This is a genomic window from Caryophanon tenue (assembly GCF_001700315.1).
Classification (GTDB): Bacteria; Bacillota; Bacilli; order Bacillales_A; family Planococcaceae; genus Caryophanon; species Caryophanon tenue.
In genome coordinates this window covers 46868-65234 of the sequence record NZ_MASJ01000007.1, presented here as the reverse complement: position 1 = coordinate 65234, position 18367 = coordinate 46868, and the positions used below count along the sequence as shown (strand labels likewise).

Genomic DNA, 18367 nt, shown 5'->3' with positions numbered 1-18367 from the left:
GATAAAATGATGGATGAGGAGGTCATATTTATATGAGCCTCCTTTTTTTCAGATTCAGAAACAATCGCCAAATAAATTGGCTAGAATAGAAGGTGGAACACAATGTCAGTAGTACAATTATTAAATGAAAACTTACAAGCAAAATGGACGTTTAACGAGCCAATGAAAATCCAAGAAGAAATGATTCCTGCTATGTTAGATGGAGCAGATATCGTTGCGCAATCGCCAACAGGCTCAGGGAAAACATTAGCGTTCGTTTTACCGATTTTAAACAAGGTAGACGGCAAGAAAAAACAAACGCAAGCATTAATCGTTGCACCATCACAAGAGCTAGCAATGCAAATTGTTAACGTTATTCGTGAATGGACAGAGGGTACCGATATTACGGTACAGCAACTAATTGGTGGCGCAAACTCAGCGCGCCAAATCGAAAAGTTAAAGAAAAAGCCAACGATTGTTGTCGGGACACCAGGTCGCTTAAACGAGCTAGCACGTGCTGGTAAACTGAAGTTAAAAGAAGTTGAAACAGTTGTATTAGATGAGTGCGACCAATTATTAAGCCGCGAATATCGCGTTGTTGTAAAATCATTTATTGATGGTGCAGCGTTTGGTCGTCAAGTTGTTATCGTATCAGCAACGGTAACAGAGGAAATTGAATTAGTAGCAGAGCGTTTAATGTTCGAGCCGAAGCGTATTATTGTTCGTCCAGAAGATATGCCAGCTTCAGGCAAAGTGACGCATTCATTTGTGAAAGTCGATGAGCGTGATAAAACGGATTTATTACGTCGTTTATCGTATCAAGAAGGCTTACATGCATTAGCGTTTGTGAACAATATTGACCAAGTTATTATGAAAGAAAATAAATTAAAGTTCCGTGACGCAAAAGTTGTGACGTTACATTCTGAAATGAAAAAAGAAGAGCGCCAAAAAACATTACAAGCATTCCGTAACGGCGAAGCGAAAATTTTAATCGCGACAGATATCGCAGCACGTGGATTAGATATTGATGGGTTAACACATGTAATTCATGTAGATGTACCGCGCACAGTAGAGCAATATTTACACCGTTCAGGACGTACAGGTCGTGCTGGTGCAGATGGGGAAGTAATTGCGTTCTTATCATACCGTGACGAAAAAGACTTCAAAAAATTAACGCGTGATTTACCGAAAAAGCCAATTCAAAAAATTTGGCATGACGGTGCGTTAGTAGAAGGAAATTCAAAAACAGTAGCGACAAATACAGCGCCAAAAGCAGCGAAGCCGGCTGTGAAAAAATATACACCAAAATCAAATAAAGGTGGGAAACGCGGATGACATTTAATGAAAAATTAGCGGCATTTGCTGAGCTTGCTGTAAAGGTAGGCGTAAACATTCAGCCAGGGCAATATTTATTAATTAACACGTCTGTTGAGACATTACCATTTACACGTTTAGTCGTGGATGCAGCGTATAAAGCAGGCGCAGGTCGCGTACATGTTCAGTTAACAGATGATTTTATCGCACGTGCTTTTTATGAAGGCGGTAGCGAAGAAGAGATGGCGAAATATCCGAAATGGATTGTGGCGCAGCGTGATGAGTTAATCGAAGAAGAGGGCGCACTACTGTGGATTGATGCACAAGACCCAGATTTATTAGCAGGCATTCCAGTAGAGCGTATTGCCACACAGCAAAAAGTTGGTGGCGAAGCGCTTGCTAATTATCGCAAAGCAGTGATGACAGACCAAATTGCTTGGTCAATTATTGCCGTACCATCTGAAAAATGGGCAGCAAAAGTGTTTGCGCATTTACCAGAAGACGAGCAAATGGGCGCAATGTGGGAAGCGATCTTCCATACGGTGCGTATCGGTGAAGGAGATGCCGTTGCGAAATGGCGCGAGCATGTGGCGAACTTAGAAAGTCGTGCACAGCAGTTAAATGATAAGCGCTTTAAAAAGCTACATTATAAAGCGCCAGGTACAGCGCTAACAATTGAATTGCCAGACAAGCATGTATGGGCTTCAGGTAGCAGTAAAACACCGCAAGATACAACGTTTATTGCTAATATGCCAACGGAAGAAGTATACACAATGCCGGCGAAATATGGTGTGGACGGCTATGTAAGTAACACGAAGCCGCTTGTGTACCAAGGGAATATTATTGATGGCTTTACGCTATGGTTTGAGGGCGGTAAAATTGTCAAAGCAGAAGCGAAAGTCGGCAACGATTTATTACAGCAATTAATTCAAAACGATGAAGGCTCAAGCTATTTAGGTGAGGTTGCATTAGTGCCACACAAATCACCAATTTCATCTTCCAATATTTTATACTACAACACATTATTCGATGAAAATGCATCAAACCATTTAGCGATTGGTGCCGCTTACCCAACGAACTATGAGGGTGGTCGTGACTTAACGGAAGCACAAATGGAAGAAAAGGGTATTAATACATCGATTACACATGAAGACTTTATGATTGGCTCAGGAGAAATGGATATTGATGGCGAGCTTTACGACGGCACAGTTGAACCAATTTTCCGTAGCGGTGAGTGGGCATTTTAATAAAGGGGTGATGAGATGAGACGATTGTGCATTATGATACTAGGATGCTGGTTATGTATGGTGCCAGCAACATCGGCACAGCAATACTATGTTGCATTAGGTGACTCCTTAGCGGCAGGGCAAACGCCAAACCGTATGATTGATGCAGGCTACGCAGATTTCATTGCACAACGTCTTGCATCACAACGACAGCTTACACATTTTACGAAACAATTAGCGTTTTCTGGTTTTACAACAGCGCAAGTGCTTGAACGTGTTCAAGAGCCACTGGCACAGCCAGATTTACAAAAGGCGACACTTATTACGATTTCAGCTGGTGCAAATGATTTACTCGGGCTTGTGTCAACAGATGCCGCGACGGGTGAAGTGCGCTTTGACCAATTAGCTGCGGACTTTGCGTTAAATGAAGTGCGGAAAAATATGCAGCTTATTTTGGATGAGCTTGCAACGCGCGCACCGCAAGCGACAATATATGTGATGGGCTATTATTTCCCGTATCCTTATGTGCATGATGTACAGAAGGAAGGGTTAATGCGCCAACAAGATATATTAAATGCGATTTTACAGCAAGTAGCGGCTGCAAACGATGCAATATTTGTTGATGTCGCAACAAGCTTTAATAAGCAGGCAGTAACGTATTTACCAAATGCTGCAGATGTACATCCAAACTTTGAAGGTTATCGTGTCATGGCGAATGCTTTTTTACGCGCGTACGGTGCACCGGAGTTACGTAGCGAAGAATTGCCCCAACCGAATCCGTTAACGTTTGAGGAAGTACTTACACAATTAACGGAGCGAGTTGAACAGCAAAGTGAACCGATTGCACAGCAGCAAGCAACGGTAGAGCGTTACGCGATGCCACATGGTTATTATGCATTGCAGCGTTTATATGCGGTCGCACGTTAACGCAAAAGAGCCACGTGAAAGGGAAACCTTTTACATGGCTCTTTTTCATAAGGAAATAAAAAAGCATGGTAAAATAAAGAAAAAAGGAGGGGTACGGATGAAGTTATTTCATACAGCTGATTGGCATTTAGGTAAGCTAGTGCAAGGCGTGCATATGACGGAAGATCAAGCATTTGTACTACGCCAGCTCATTGCTCATATTGAACAGCAACAGCCAGATGCTGTCATTATTGCAGGAGATTTATATGACCGTGCGTTACCACCAGTTGAAGCCGTAACGCTTTTACATACATTACTTGAAGAAATTGCGATGACTAACAAAACACCAGTTTTAGCGATTGCTGGCAACCATGATAGCCCAGCGCGTATTCATTTTGGCAATAAGCTAATGAAGAAAGCGGGTGTGCATCTTGTTGGTGAACTTCAAAGTGCGTTTGAGCCGACAGTATTTCACGATGAATACGGAGAAGTACATGTGTATTTACTGCCATATGTAGACCCAGCACAAGTGAAGCATTATTTCAAAGAGGATGCGGTTGTATCGGAGCAAACCGCAATGTCACGCATTATGCAGCACTACAACGAAGTATTACAGCCACATGCGCGCAATGTGTTAGTCGCGCATGCTTTTGTTACCAAACATGGTGAGGAGCAAGACAATACGAGTGATTCGGAGCGCGCATTATCGGTTGGCGGCTCGGATTGTGTCGAAGCAACACTATTTGAGGCATTCGATTATGTGGCACTCGGACATTTACATCAGGCACATCACGTACTACGAGAAACGATTCAATATGCAGGGTCGCCGCTGAAATATTCGATTTCAGAAGAGCATCATAAAAAAGGTTATTTACATGTGACCTTACGCGAAAAAGGAACTGTTCAAATTGATAAAGTACTGCTTGCGCCGCGTCGTGATATGCGCACAGTGAGTGGTTATATAGACGAAATTTTACAACATGCACGTAGCGAAGATTATGTATTTGTCCGTCTATTAGATGAACAAGTGGTGCAATCACCGATGGAACAAGTGCGTTCCGTTTATCCAAATGCCATGCATGTAGAGCGTGTGGTGACAGTAGCAAATGAACAAGTAGCAACGCGTAGTGAACGTCAGCAAATGTCGACGTCACAATTGTTTAGTAGCTTTATCGAAGAGATGACGGGACAGCCAGCCAGCCCAGCGATTCAAATGATTTTTGATGACATGCTACAGGAAACATTAGTAGCGGAGCGTGAGGTGTAATCATGAAACCAATCCAATTAACATTAACAGCATTCGGTCCATATAAAGAAAAAGAGGTTATTGATTTTAGACAGCTTGGCGCTCATCGATTATTTGCCATTTCTGGACAAACAGGTGCAGGGAAAACAACGATTTTTGATGGCATTAGCTATGCATTATTTGGCAGTGGTAGTGGTGAAGATCGGAAAGATACAAAGACGATGCGTAGTGATTTTGCAGATGACAAAGATTATACAGCTGTAGAGCTCTTATTTGAACTGCGCGGAAAAACATACCGCATTTTACGTCAACAAGGGCATGTGAAAAAAGGCAATAAAACGGCGACCGGTGAACGCTTTGAATTTTTTGAAGTGCATGCAGATGGCACGGAAACACCAGCGGTTGACCGCCAAAAAGTATCCGATATTAATAAGCGTTTAGAGGAGTTACTTGGTTTAACACAGCAGCAGTTTAAACAAATCGTGATGTTGCCACAGGGAGAGTTTCGTAAATTATTAACGTCGGATTCTAAAGAAAAAGAAGAGATTTTACGTAAAATTTTTAAAACAGAACCATATGACCAACTCGTAAAAAAATTAGATGCTAAACGTCTAGTGATGCAAAAAGAAACTGCAAAGGCACGCGCGACATATGAGGCGCAAGTTCAGCAACTACGTGCGAATTTACCGCAGCGAGAGAGTGAATTATTTACGGTACTGGCACAGGAAAATCATAATGTGTATCAAGTGCTAGAAGCGTTAAAGGCTGAAGAAACGTATTATACGGAGCAATTGCCACTGCATGAAGCGACGTTAAAGCAATATGAACACCAGCAAAGCGCGCTCTATGAACAGCTTGGGCAAGCGAAGCAATTTAATGACCAGTTATCGCATTATGAGCAAACATTCACGCAGTTGACAGCGCTTGAGGCACAACAGCAAACCATGCGTGCTGTGCAGCAGCAGCTGGAGGCAGCGTTGCGTGCAAAAGAAGTACACGTCTATGAGCAACAACGCACTGTAGCAATGCAGGAAATGCAGCAAGCGAAGCAAGTCATTACAACGGTGGAAGCCGAACGAAAACGCTTGTCGAAGCAATTTACAACAGCACAAGCTAGTTATCAAGAGCAACAGGCACAAACAGCGGCGCGTGAGGACGACCGTATTCAGCTAGACCGTTTACAGCAGTTATTACCGTTATATGAAGCGCGCAATGAAAAGCATCGGGCACTACAGCAGTTGCAGGCAGAGCAAGAAAAAGCAAAGCAGCAGTATGATGAACACCAAGAGCGTCTAACAAATTTTAAAATTTTGCTTGAAAGTGTCGAGCGTGATTACCGTGAACAAGCACAAAAAGCGAGTGATTTAAGTGAGGCGGAGCGTAGTTATTACGAAGCACAAAAGCGTTATGATGCTTATCGTGCGTTACAACAGCAGCAACAAATTGTACAAGCGACGTTTGAAAAGGTAGAGCAGCAATATGAAAAGTTCCGTATAGCCGATGAACATTATCGCCAGCAATATGAATGTTGGCTACAAAATGAAGCGGCACAGCTTGCAGATTTATTAGAAGACGGGAAGCCATGTGCAGTATGTGGAAGTACTGAGCATCCTAAAAAGGCACAGCGCGCGGCGGATGTATTATCAAAAGCGGAGATCGAAAAGCTACAAGCGAATGCGACCGAGCAGCAACGTATATATAGTGAATGTAAAGCGATACATACACAGGCAGCGCAGCTACGAGATGAGTATATGAAGCGTTGTGAAGAACTAGCGATGACCGAAGCCGATTATCCACATATTGCAGCCCAACTTGAAGCACAGCGACAACGTGTGGATATAGCGCAACAAGCGCAGCAGCAAAGTCAAAAATTGCTCAAGCAATTAGATAATGGCAAGCTAAAGCTGACACAGGAGCTTGAAAATGAACGTGCGCAAGTAGCAGTGTTGCAACAGCTACAAATGAAGGTTCAAGTCGACACCGAAAGCTTGCGTGAAGTGACAGCTCGTTTGCCACAGCAATTTGCGTCAGAGGAAGCACTGCGTGAACAAATAACGCAGTTGCAACAACAGCTTCAGCAAGCAACAAAACGTTTTGAACAAGCGGAAGCACAGTATCAACACGCACAAAGGCAGTATGAGGCAATCGAAAATCGCCTGAAGTTTAGTGAAGAGGCACTTCAAAAAGAAAGTGTACGATTTGAGCAGGCGACGACACGATTCGATGAGGCATTAGCGGCATTGCAATTTAGTGATGAAGCACACTACAAAGAAGCGAAGCGCAGTGATAGTGAGCGTGAAGCAATGCGTGAGCAACTAGCGACGTACGAGGATGCTTATAAGCGAACAAAAGCTATTGTAGAAAATGGGGAAGCACAGTTTAGTGGCAAACAGCGTATTGCACTTGAACAGTTAGAGCAACAGCTACAACAGGTGACGGCACTGGTTCAGCAAGCGCAAGCAACGCATCATCAACTCACACAATATGCGACGTTTAGTGCACGCTGTTATACGGATATTGCAGCGTCATCAAAAGAGGTAGATGCGTTACTACAGCAAGAAAATGAGCTAACGACTTTATATGATGTACTGCGTGGTAAAAATCCGAAGAAGATTTCCTTTGAGCGATACGTACAAATTGGTTTCTTAGAGCAAATTACCGAAGCGGCAAATATTCGCCTACGTTATTTATCAAATGGACAGTTTACACTACAGTGTTCAGACCGTTTAGAAGGTGGCGGGAAGCAAAGTGGTTTAAGCTTAGATGTGTATGATGCGTATACCGGCTTAATGCGTGATGTCAAAACATTATCCGGTGGCGAGAAATTCAATGCGTCCCTTGCCCTTGCACTTGGTATGGCGGATGTTATTCAAAGCTTCCAAGGCAATATTCAAATTGAGACGATGTTTATTGATGAAGGCTTTGGTTCATTGGACGAGGAAACATTAACGAAAGCTGTTGATACGCTCGTTGATTTGCAAAAATCAGGGCGCATGATTGGCATCATTTCACACGTCAATGAGCTAAAAGCGGCGATGCCAGCCGTTCTGCAGGTAACGAAATCAAAAGAAGGCTTTAGTACAACCTCATTTATCGTTAAATAAAACAGCAATTGAGCAAAAATAAAGGAGCGCGGCACATATCGTAAATGTTGAAAATATAGAGATGGTTTCATTCGTCTAGATTTAATGTTGAGTGTTCTGCTAACTTCTATTTTTGGCAAAATAATATGTTGGCGGAGGGAGTGAAAATGGCGACTCTTACCGAAAGCGTTAAAATGAATGTCGCCATTATCAAAAGAGGCTGGGACAGAACGCTATTTCTGATGAAAATAAGTGTATTGAGATGATAAGAATTTGCGGGTGCGTCCCGACACAAGCGGCGACTTCAGCAGGAAAAGCATGCGCTTGAGACTACAGGCTCAAGCCATGCCTGCGAAACGCGTCCGCTATGTGGAGTAGCACCAAAAGTAGAAAAATATCCTTCAGCAACGACAATGGCTGAAGGATATTTCTTTTTGTCTCATACTCTTTCTGTTTTTGGTGCTTCTTTTAAACGCTCATGTTCCTACAATATTTCGTCACACACCAACAAAACTTTCACATCTCAATGAACTAATTTGTATGAAAAATTGGGTGTTGGCTCGGACACTTTTAACGTCGTGTTGTTGGATTTTTCTTTTTATTATCTAACACTTTTTTAATAACAGGATATAGCACTGGGCCATATTTTACTGCTAGATTCATAATCTTTTTTACGTTTAATTTCATCTGTAATACGCTCCTTTAAAAACAATTCTTTTATTATGATATATACCTATAGCCTGACAATTTTAAACATTAGCGTACAACGCGAATCGTCATAATAATGCTCCAAACAGAAACTGCTAGTGCGACAATGCTAAATATGCCGAATGCGGAAACCATTAAGACAGAAGCAAATGTCTCCGTCATTTCACTCGCGAAGAAGACAATCATGAAAAAAGCCAAGAATGATAAAAGACCACTTCCGATGACGAGTGTTTGACCTACTGCAGCACGTTTTGCATGAAATTTAGCGTATTCATTCGATTGAGCGAAATAAACGACCAGCGGCACAATTAATGGACAATAAAAAATACTAGAGTAGCTTAAAATACTTAATAAACGTTCATTTTCCATGTCACTTTCACGCTCCTTAAATATATATACGAGAGAATTCATAAAAAGATTCAGTTTTCTTTTGAGCATATGTGCGCTATACTAGTGGATAATTAAACAGTAGACCACAAGGGGTGCTGATGAAGTCAGCTGAGACTGTGCACGTATTGCACAAACTCTTTGAACCTGTAAGTTAATGCTTGCGTAGGGATTGTGGATAGAAACCGACTCGTTAAGATGTCAGGCTCTGTCCTGGCGTCTTTTTTTATTCAACTAATTCATAGAGTGAATGAAAAAGAGCTATGGCACGAATAAAATAGAGACGGTTTCAAAGCGATCTCCAGTATGTCTATTGTCTAAAAAGACAAAGGAGTAGAGGAATATGCAAAACAAAAAGCTGTTAATGCTAATGGAAATTGCTATTTTTGCGGCAATTGCATTAGTGCTCGACCAAATTTCTTTTAAATTATGGCCACAAGGTGGTTCCATCAGTTTAGTGATGGTGCCGATTGCTTGTATGGCACTACGATGGGGCTTCCAAGCAGGGCTTGCGACAGGCTTAATCGTTGGTGTTTTACAAATGGCGTTTGGCGCGTATATTTTACATTGGCTACAAGCGTTGATTGATTACGGCATTGCGTTTACAGTTGTCGGTGTCGTCGCGATTGTGCGAAAGCCTGTACTAGAGGCCATTCAACAAAAAAATATGAAAAAGCTTGCACTCTATATCGTTCTTGGTATTACCATTGGTGGGCTTTTACGCTACGCAGCACACGCAATTGCAGGTGCGGTATTCTTTGCGGAATATGCAGGGGACCAAAATGTGTGGTTGTATACGATTATTTATAATGGTTCGTACATGGTACCGGCTATTATTTTAACGGCGATTGTCGCGGCACTTTTATTTACGGCAGCGCCACGTTTAATCCAAAAAGCATAATGTCATTTCAGGAAATGTCTCGTGGTAGAGGCATTTCCTTTTTGTTTTGCAGAGATGCAATACGACTTTTTATGTCAGAGCGGATTTCATATGATATAGTAAGGAAGGATATTTTAAATAAGAGAGGAATTTTGAGATGATTGTTACAACTCAAGAAGAAATACAAGCATTTAAAAAGATTGGCCGTATTGTAGCGGAAATTCGTGAAGAAATGAAGGCGGCAACAAAGCCAGGCGTAACGACAAAAGAATTAGATGAAATTGCAGGACGTATGTTTGAAGAAGCGGGCGCAGTATCAGGTCCTAAAGGTGAATATGATTTCCCAGGCTTCACATGTATTTCAGTAAATCATGAAGTAGCGCATGGCATTCCAGGCGACAAAGTGATTGCAGAAGGCGACTTAGTCAATATTGATGTATCAGGCTCATTAGATGGCTATTTTGCGGATACAGGTATTTCATTCGTTGTTGGTAATGGCTACGAAGATAAAGAGAAATTATGTGCGGTTGCTAAATCATCATTTGAACGTGCGATGACAAAAGTAAAAGCAGGTTCAAAATTAAACCAAATCGGTAAAGCGGTTGAACGTGAAGCACGTGACCACGGTTTAACGGTTATTATGAACTTAACAGGACATGGTTTAGGGAAGTCTTTACACGAAGCACCAGACCATATTTTAAACTATTATGATGCATGGGATACAACAATTATGAAAGAGGGAATGGTGTTAGCAGTTGAGCCATTCATTTCTGCAGCGGCAGAGCATATTGTTGAATCAGGTGATGGCTGGACATTCATTACGCCAGATAATTCACTTGTTGCACAAATTGAGCATTCAATTATCGTCACAAAAGATAAACCAATTATTTTAACGTCTTTAGACGAAGAATAAAAAAGAAGCAAGCGCTTATTTTGAGGCGCTTGCTTTTTATTGTTCATCTAACGGAGAAAATGGACGTGTCCGCATAAACTCCTGATAGCGACGGACTTCTCGATACGGTAACATACGATGCGGCGTGCGATAATCGTCAATATCCATCTGGAAATGCTCGACGCGTCGTTTCGGCATATATAAAAGGCGTTGAAACGGGTTGACGGCAAGCGCGTTTGTATATTTGCAAAATGTCGTAAAGCCATGACCGTAGTTAAAGTACATATTTAAAAGTGCTCGGTTACGTGTAATGGCGTACGGTGAGTCGCATATGTACCAAAGATCTTTAAAGGTCACACCGAGCAACACCATATAATCGATTGCGTCTGCAAGAGGCATTGGCGTGAATTTTTTCGCCTGCTCATCGGCTAAATGAAATGCTTCAATCGTTGCGTCAAATGCTTTTAGCTCATGAAAAATAAGTGGAATAACTGGCAATCGTTCACGTTCTTTTGTAATTAAATTATTCGGTGGACGTTCAGCTACTAAAAATAGATTATTTTTTGTATAGTAGGATACTTGTTGCCCAATCACTTGTTGGTGTTGCGTATTTGCATAAAATATAGCGTAGTAATACTGTAAAAAGCGAATAATCACATATTGATGATTCGGATAGCTCGTTTGTCGTATATACGCTTCGCAATCTTCTTGAGTTGTAAAGCCCTCATAGAAGGAATAACTGCCATAAACAGAGCTAAGCCACTCGCGGCATAAGTTTTCTTCGGTATCAAAGAAGGTAACGTCCTTTTCAATCAGCATATGCGTCGAGCTGATTTTCCCATTAAATAAACGAATAATACGAGCGTCTAGTAATAATTTGAGTAAATTCGTTAAATATGCTTCTTTTTTTATGATTTCATGTATATGCATTTGAAAGCCTCCCGTGACTTGCAAGTAATAAAAGCAATTTTAGCGAAACTGTTGGGTATAAAGTAATATTATCGGATTCGCTGTATAGATGCAAAATAAATTATTAGGCTACATAAGGAAATGTTGAAAGCAGTGGTGTATGATAAGAGAGAGATTGACGCAATTAAGGCGAGAAGGAGAATTTTATGAAACGAAAACCGTTTTTGCCGATTATTGTAGGTACGGACATTAACGCTTACAATATGGCGATTTCTTTTCACGAGGAATATAATATACATCCAGTTTTAGTAGGGAAGGGTGTGCTGCCATTTACGAATTACAGCACGATTCCACATAAAATTGAGTACGATAAAAATTTAGCAGAGCCACAAGAGTTTGCGAATATTTTAATTCGCGTGGCCAAAAAATATAAGAAAAAAGCCGATAAGTTATTATTAATTGGCACAAATGATTTATATGTACGTTTAATCATTGAAAATCGCGATGTGCTAGCAGAGCATTTTGTATTTAACTATTTAGATGAAGATTTAATGAATCGCCTACAATTTAAGGCGAATTTTTATAAACTATGTGCAAAGTATGGCATTGATGCACCGACGACATTTTTCCATAGTTGTGCAACCGATGCAACTTTTGACGAAGAAATGATGTATCCGGTCATTATTAAGCCAAGTAACGGAATTGAATATTCACGTAATCCATTTGAAGGTCAGCAAAAAGTATTTAAAGTAGAGTCACAACAAGAACTGCAAAATGTGATTCAAATGGTGTATAACAGTGGCTATCGTGACGAGCTAATTATTCAAGATTATATCCCAGGCGAAGATACAGCAATGTGGGATTCTGTTGTGTATATGAGCTCAAAAGGGAAACCGCAAATCGTGACATTTGCACAAGTTGTGTTACAAGAGCATACAGTGACAGCTATCGGTAACTATACGGCCCTTATTTCTCGTTATAATGAAGAGATGATGAAGAAATTAGTAGGCTTTTTAGAGGCTGTAGGCTATAAAGGCTATGCGAACTTTGACTTAAAATATGATGAGCGTGACGGTAAGTTTAAAGTGTTTGAAGTAAACATTCGTCAAGGTCGTTCAAGCTATTATATTAATGCGATGGGCTCGAATTTAGCACGTAACTTTGTCGATGATTTAATCGAAAACAAAGATAAGCCTTGTGCATATTTAGAAAAAGAAGTGCTATTCTCTGTCGTGCCAAAAGTTGTGCTACGCAAATTTGTGCCGGATGTCGATGTACAGCGAGATATTCGTCGTTTAATTAAAGAAGGCAAACTCGTAAATCCGCTGTTCTATAAGAAGGACAAGCATTTAAAACGTAAATTTTACTTAGCAGCGCGCCAAGTGAATTACTACAAGAAATATAAAGAAAATGTTTGGTAATATAAATAAAAAAAGAGATTGGGACAAAAGGAAATATCCTTCAGCAATGACAACTGCTGAAGGATATTTTTCTGCTTTGGGTGCTACGCCACATAGCGGACGCGTTTCGCAGGCATGGCCTGAGGCAAACACGATGTTTGTCACATCTGCCTTGCCACACGACGTGGCGTTTTTGGCAGATGTTCCTCTATTAAAAGCTCATGCTCCTACGATTACTCGTCGCAGAAAAACATTGCTATTCCTGCAGAAGTCGCCGCTTGTGTCGGAACGCACCCGCAAATTCTTATCATCTCAATACACTTATTTTCATCAGAAATAGGGTTCTGTCCCAGTCTCTTTTGTTATATGTGATGCCTCCCTCTTTTGCCATATCGCATAGCAACAAATAGTGCGAATGCTAAAAAAAGTGCGGCAGTCGAAACGAATAAATTTGTCCAGCCATACTCAATGACAATACAAATAAATAGCCAAATAAAGGCACATACAAAAGCAGGGTCATCAAAAAAGTAGCGCACAACCAATGCAAGTAAGGCCACGATGGTTATCGTCACAACACTCCATAAATCAATGCTCATACCGAAGCGTTGCCATTCATAATACGTTAGCACAAATGAAAACTCCCAAATAAATAAGCACATTAAGAAGCTAAAGAACAGCGAAATCGGCAAACGACCCGACCAGGAGCGGTCACCGATGGGATAGAGTTGGTACATATATAAGATAAGGCAAACGGCTAACAGGGCAAACAAAACAGATAGGATATACAGTTGCTGCTGCCATGTCATAAACGTGAAGAAATTTGCGATACACGTTAACGTATAGAGCACGGTCTGAAGCCTATTAATATGTGGCGCTTTAGGCGAGTGACGAACATTGACAAAAATCCAATAAAAAAGCGCGATATAGACAACTATCCAATAAAATAGAACAAACTGTGAAGGCATTATCGGAACCGGAAAGCGTAGGACAATATCGAACGCTGCATCACCGTGTAACGGCATGAAGTTTGTTAACCAGCAGGCAATCATGATGAAAATAGTTGCTACTGTAATGATCATTATACGTCCCATCAAGCATTCCCTCCTTTTTCATATGTTTATTGTACAATACCACCACATAACTACAAATACCATTTTGTGGACAGTTACAGTACAATGAGGATATGACGGGTGAAGGAGAGGAAACTATATGGTACAAACATTAGAAGCATTAAAAATGGAAGCGAAAGCCTCTAAAGAAATGTATAAGGCAGAGTTAAAGGAACTTCAATATGAAATACTTAATGCCCAGCAGTTTTTACGCAACAATAATATTGGCTTAGTATTAGTATTTGAAGGAATGGATGCTGCAGGAAAAGGTGGGGCCATTAAACGTTTAACAGAACGTCTTGATCCACGTGGTTATGTCGTACATCCGATTTCTGCACCACAGCCTCATGAAAAAGCATATCATTACTTACACCGTTTTTGGACACGTTTACCTCAATACGGACAAATCGCAATTTTTGACCGCTCGTGGTACGGTCGTGTATTAGTTGAGCGTATTGAAGGCTTTGCTCGTACAAAAGAATGGAAGCGTGCGTATGAAGAATTGAATCAATTTGAACGTCAATTAACAGATGAAAATTATATTGTATTGAAGTTTTGGTTACACGTAACAGAAGATGAACAATTAAAGCGTTTTGAAGAACGTAAAAACGACCCGTATAAAGCGTGGAAACTAACGGACGAGGATTGGCGTAACCGTGAAAAGTTCCCGCAATATCACGAAGCGGCTAATGATATGTTTGCCAAAACAGATACAGAAAACGCACCGTGGATTTTAGTAGCAGGCAATAATAAGCACTATGCACGTGTTGCGGTTTTAAAAGAGACATTAAAGCATATTGAACGTGAAGTAAAAGCACGTGGCTTACAGTTAACGAATATTTTAAACAACGAAACAGATAATTAAAGGGGTAGGACAACATGACGACAAAATATTCAGAAGTTTGGGACTTGGATGTATTCTTTGAAGGAGGCAGTCAGTCACCGGCGTTTAAAGCACATTTAGAAGCATTACCTGGTCAAATTACGATATTATTAACGAATGTACAGCAACTGCGTATTACAGCCGTAAGCGATGCAGCGGCTATTCGTAATATTTTAAATGATATGGCACATGTGCAGCAGCAATTATCACAAGCGGGCGGTTTTATTTCATGTTTAACAGCGCAAGATACAACGGATAAAGACGCACTTATTTTACAAGGGAAACTGGGCGCATTAGGAGCGAGCTTTGCACCTGTACGTTTAGCGTTACAACAACAGCTTGTTGACATAAGTGATGATATTTTCACGGCATTAGTAGCGACAGCAGAACTAGCGGATTTCACATTTATTTTGACGGAAATGCGTGAACTGGCAAAGCAGAAATTATCACCTGAAGAAGAAGCATTAATCGCTGCGCTACAAGTAGATGGCTATCATTCTTGGGGACAATATTATAATTTACTGATTAGTGATATTAAAGTAAATGTTGTTGTTGACGGTGAAGAGCGTACATTATCAGTTGGGCAAGCGAATAACTTAAGCTCGCATCCTAACGAAGCTGTGCGTAAGGCGGTGTTTGAAGCGTTAGAGCAAGTATTTACAGAGCGAGAAGAATTTTTCGCGAAAACATTAAACCATTTAGCTGGCTTCCGCTTAACGACGTATGCAAAACGCGGGTGGGATGATGTGTTACAAGAGCCGCTTCAAATTAACCGTATGCAGCAGGCGACACTTGATGCGATGTGGCAAGCGATTACGAATAATAAAGCACCGTTTGCGAAGTTTTTAACACATAAAGCGAATATGCTTGGACGTGAGCAAATGGACTGGTATAACTTTGATGCACCGGTGACACAAAATGCGACAACGATGCCATATCAAGAAGGCGCACAATTTATTATTGAGCAGTTTGCGAAGTTTGGTCCTCAGTTAGAGACATTTACACGTACAGCATTTGAAGATGGTTGGATTGAAGCTGAAAATCGTGATAATAAACGTCCAGGCGGCTTCTGCACAGGTTTACCACAATCTGAACAGTCACGTATTTTTATGACGTACTCAGGCTCGATGTCGAACGTATCGACATTAGCACATGAGCTAGGACATGCATTCCATTCATATGCATTACGTCCAGTGCATCCATTAAATCGTGCGTACGCGATGAATGTAGCAGAGACTGCATCGACGTTTGCTGAAATGATTGTGGCAGATGCAACCGTACGAGCAGCAAAAACAGAAGCAGAAAAAGTAAACTTATTAGAGGATAAAATCCAGCGCTCTGTGGCATTCTTTATGAATATCCATGCGCGCTTCTTATTTGAAACACGCTTTTATGAAGAGCGTAAACAAGGCGTCGTGTCATCTGCTCGTTTAAACGAATTAATGACGGCTGCACAACAAGAAGCGTTTGCAGGGGCACTAGGTGAAGCACATCCACATTTCTGGGCAACAAAAATGCACTTCCATATTACAGGTGTGCCGTTTTACAACTTCCCGTACACATTTGGCTATTTATTCTCACTAAGCATTTACGCAAAAGCGCAGCAAGAGGGAGCGAACTTTGAAGAAAAGTATATGGCTTTATTGCGCGATACGGCGGTTATGACAGTGGAAGAATTAGCGATGAAACATTTAGGCGAGGATATTACGACTGTAGCGTTCTGGGAAAAAGGCATTCAACTTTGCATTGCTGATGTGGAAGAATTTATTCAGCTTACGCAAAAGGGATAATTATGTGGCACTCGTTAGCGGAAAAACAGTTACGCTACGAACATTAACCCCACAGGATGCACAGGAAGTTACAGCGCTTGTTACTCGCAATAAATATTATTGGTCGCAGCATGAACCTTTGCACAATGAGCAGTATTATTTATATGATACGCAGTACCGAAAAATTGTAGAAAGCATGCATTTAATGCGCGCAAATCGTGAATTTACATTTGGGATTTTTGAAAACAATAGTGAACGCTTAATTGGTCAAATTTCATTGTTTTCGATTAAACGTATGCCGTATTCGAGTGGGTTTGTTGGGTATTCAATTGATGAAGCATATGCCGGAAAAGGCTATGCGAGTGAGGCATTACAACTTGTGAAAAAGTTTGCTTTTCAGACGGTGAAACTCCATCGTTTGGAGGCATATGTGTCACCGAAAAATACCGGGTCGATTCGCGTTCTCGAAAAAGCACGTTTTGTGCGAGAAGGACTGCTGCGAAAATTGTTATTTATTAATGGTGTGTGGGAAGACCACTATTTATATTCATATTTACAGGAAGATTAAACAAAAAAAGCCGCGGCGGAATTTTCGCCGTGGCTTTATTCAATGATTATTCTTCTGTTTTTTCAGGTTGTTCTTTAATCGTCGTATGTAAAGGTTTAGATTGTTTATTACCATCAACAATTAAATCTAATTTGCCTGTGTTCGGATCGATAATTAAGCCATGTACTGGCACATTTGGTACCATTAATGGATGGTTGCTAATGACGTCACAGCTTTTTGTAACGCTTGTTGCCACATCACCAAAACCACGTAACCAGCCTTTTAAATCAACGCCAGAGTAGTTAATTGTGTTTAATGTGTCTTCGCTAATACCGCGCGCTTTCATTTGGTCAATCATTGCGTTCGGATCAACTGAGCTCATACCACAATCATAATGACCAATAACGAAAACTTCATCTGCTTGTAGTGCGTATACAGCTACAAGTAAACTACGCATAATCGAACCGAATGGATGCGCAACTAATGCACCAGCACTTTTGACGATTTTTACATCACCATTACGCAGGTTCATCGCTTTTGGCAATAATTCTACTAAGCGTGTGTCCATACAAGATAAAATCACAATACGTTTATCAGGGTACTTCGTTGTAATATATGGCTCGTACATTTTATATTCTACGAAAGAGCCATTAAACTTTAAAATTTCATCTAACATTGTCATTGGAATAAACACCGTCCTTTTAATATAGTGTACGCTAAATAATCATTATTTGGTGCAATACTAGCAATATTCAAATATTTCATGCGTAAAAAAAGGCTGTAGCGTACGTAAAGACGAAAAAACATGTTATGATTTTAGAATGTACCTATAAAAAATAAGTTATACATAACGAAAGGTTGTGCGAGAAAGTAATCTCGTACAACCCTTTTGAATTACATTATTGTTTTGGCTTCGGGTCAATAATTGTTGAAGATGATGAGTTTAAGCCTTTTAGTAAAACATAAATAAAGTAGCCAAGCGCAATTAATAGTACAACTGTAAATCCTAATACCGTTGTTAAATATTCAGCAAATGTTCCTACATCCATATCATCAGCCCCCTTTTCAACGTTTATTACTTCTCATTATATAATAGAATATGTGTAATAAGTAGAAAAAAATGCGATAA

Annotated in this window: 16 protein-coding genes and 1 riboswitch; of the genes, 11 read left to right on the top strand and 5 right to left on the bottom strand. The window is 40.6% G+C overall.

Going from position 1 to position 18367, the window contains the following annotated elements; translation table 11 throughout:
• The first annotated feature begins 102 nt into the window (after positions 1-102).
• The 5 genes from A6M13_RS06705 (at position 103) to A6M13_RS06685 (ending at position 7775) form a co-directional block, all read left to right on the top strand.
• On the top strand, positions 103-1314 hold the full coding sequence (locus tag A6M13_RS06705) for a DEAD/DEAH box helicase (protein ID WP_066544156.1): 1212 nt from the start codon (positions 103-105) through the stop codon (positions 1312-1314).
• Entirely contained in the window at positions 1311-2540 is a 1230-nt protein-coding gene (locus A6M13_RS06700; protein ID WP_066544154.1) for an aminopeptidase, read from the top strand. Before A6M13_RS06705 ends, A6M13_RS06700 begins: the two co-directional genes overlap by 4 nt.
• 15 nt (positions 2541-2555) lie before the next feature.
• Complete coding sequence (locus A6M13_RS06695; RefSeq protein ID WP_066544152.1) at positions 2556-3446, top strand: SGNH/GDSL hydrolase family protein; 891 nt, start codon at positions 2556-2558, stop codon at positions 3444-3446.
• A gap of 97 nt (positions 3447-3543) precedes the next feature.
• Positions 3544-4692, top strand: a complete 1149-nt coding sequence (locus tag A6M13_RS06690) for an exonuclease SbcCD subunit D (protein WP_066544149.1) — start codon at positions 3544-3546, stop codon at positions 4690-4692.
• A 2-nt stretch (positions 4693-4694) separates the two neighbouring features.
• Positions 4695-7775 (top strand): AAA family ATPase, encoded by a 3081-nt coding sequence (locus tag A6M13_RS06685; RefSeq protein WP_066544146.1) that lies wholly within the window; start codon positions 4695-4697, stop codon positions 7773-7775.
• A 735-nt stretch (positions 7776-8510) separates the two neighbouring features.
• Here A6M13_RS06685 and A6M13_RS06680 read toward each other — a convergent pair.
• Positions 8511-8831 carry a magnetosome magnetite crystal formation protein family gene (locus A6M13_RS06680; RefSeq protein WP_066544144.1) on the bottom strand — a complete coding sequence of 107 codons (321 nt, stop codon included), beginning with the start codon at positions 8829-8831 and terminating at the stop codon, positions 8511-8513.
• 99 nt (positions 8832-8930) lie between these two features.
• Positions 8931-9039: riboswitch (TPP riboswitch) on the top strand.
• Between the two features lie 153 nt (positions 9040-9192).
• Between A6M13_RS06680 and thiT the strand changes: the two genes are divergently transcribed.
• Both thiT and map read left to right on the top strand, forming a co-directional pair.
• Entirely contained in the window at positions 9193-9750 is a 558-nt protein-coding gene (thiT, locus tag A6M13_RS06675; protein WP_066544142.1) for an energy-coupled thiamine transporter ThiT, read from the top strand.
• 136 nt (positions 9751-9886) lie between these two features.
• On the top strand, positions 9887-10642 hold the full coding sequence (gene map / locus A6M13_RS06670) for a type I methionyl aminopeptidase (protein ID WP_066544140.1): 756 nt from the start codon (positions 9887-9889) through the stop codon (positions 10640-10642).
• Between the two features lie 36 nt (positions 10643-10678).
• Here the strand turns inward: map and A6M13_RS06665 are convergent, their stop codons facing one another.
• A complete protein-coding gene (locus A6M13_RS06665; RefSeq protein WP_066544138.1) occupies positions 10679-11551 on the bottom strand; it encodes a hypothetical protein in 873 nt (290 codons plus the stop codon).
• 185 nt (positions 11552-11736) lie between these two features.
• Here A6M13_RS06665 and A6M13_RS06660 point away from each other — a divergent pair, with 185 nt between their 5' ends.
• Positions 11737-12951, top strand: coding sequence for a carboxylate--amine ligase (locus A6M13_RS06660; RefSeq protein WP_066544135.1), 1215 nt, complete (start codon positions 11737-11739; stop codon positions 12949-12951).
• Positions 12952-13292: 341 nt separating this feature from the next.
• Here A6M13_RS06660 and A6M13_RS06650 read toward each other — a convergent pair whose 3' ends face one another.
• Positions 13293-14021, bottom strand: a complete 729-nt coding sequence (locus tag A6M13_RS06650) for a hypothetical protein (RefSeq protein WP_066544130.1) — start codon at positions 14019-14021, stop codon at positions 13293-13295.
• A 118-nt stretch (positions 14022-14139) separates the two neighbouring features.
• On the opposite strand from A6M13_RS06650, the gene A6M13_RS06645 reads away from it, so the two are divergent.
• Genes A6M13_RS06645 through A6M13_RS06635 form a run of 3 tightly spaced genes read left to right on the top strand, consistent with a single transcriptional unit; the run spans position 14140 to position 17259 of the window.
• The gene (locus tag A6M13_RS06645) at positions 14140-14904 is read left to right on the top strand and encodes a polyphosphate kinase 2 family protein (RefSeq protein ID WP_066544127.1); all 765 of its coding nucleotides are present in this window, start codon (positions 14140-14142) and stop codon (positions 14902-14904) included.
• A gap of 14 nt (positions 14905-14918) precedes the next feature.
• Complete coding sequence (locus A6M13_RS06640) at positions 14919-16712, top strand: M3 family oligoendopeptidase (RefSeq protein WP_066544124.1); 1794 nt, start codon at positions 14919-14921, stop codon at positions 16710-16712.
• A gap of 4 nt (positions 16713-16716) precedes the next feature.
• Positions 16717-17259 carry a GNAT family N-acetyltransferase gene (locus A6M13_RS06635; RefSeq protein ID WP_141680911.1) on the top strand — a complete coding sequence of 181 codons (543 nt, stop codon included), beginning with the start codon at positions 16717-16719 and terminating at the stop codon, positions 17257-17259.
• Positions 17260-17305: 46 nt separating this feature from the next.
• Here A6M13_RS06635 and A6M13_RS06630 read toward each other — a convergent pair whose 3' ends face one another.
• Positions 17306-17920 carry a beta-class carbonic anhydrase gene (locus tag A6M13_RS06630; RefSeq protein ID WP_066544114.1) on the bottom strand — a complete coding sequence of 205 codons (615 nt, stop codon included), beginning with the start codon at positions 17918-17920 and terminating at the stop codon, positions 17306-17308.
• A 217-nt stretch (positions 17921-18137) separates the two neighbouring features.
• Positions 18138-18287 carry a hypothetical protein gene (locus A6M13_RS16235; protein ID WP_169817418.1) on the bottom strand — a complete coding sequence of 50 codons (150 nt, stop codon included), beginning with the start codon at positions 18285-18287 and terminating at the stop codon, positions 18138-18140.
• Between the last annotated feature and the right edge of the window lie 80 nt (positions 18288-18367).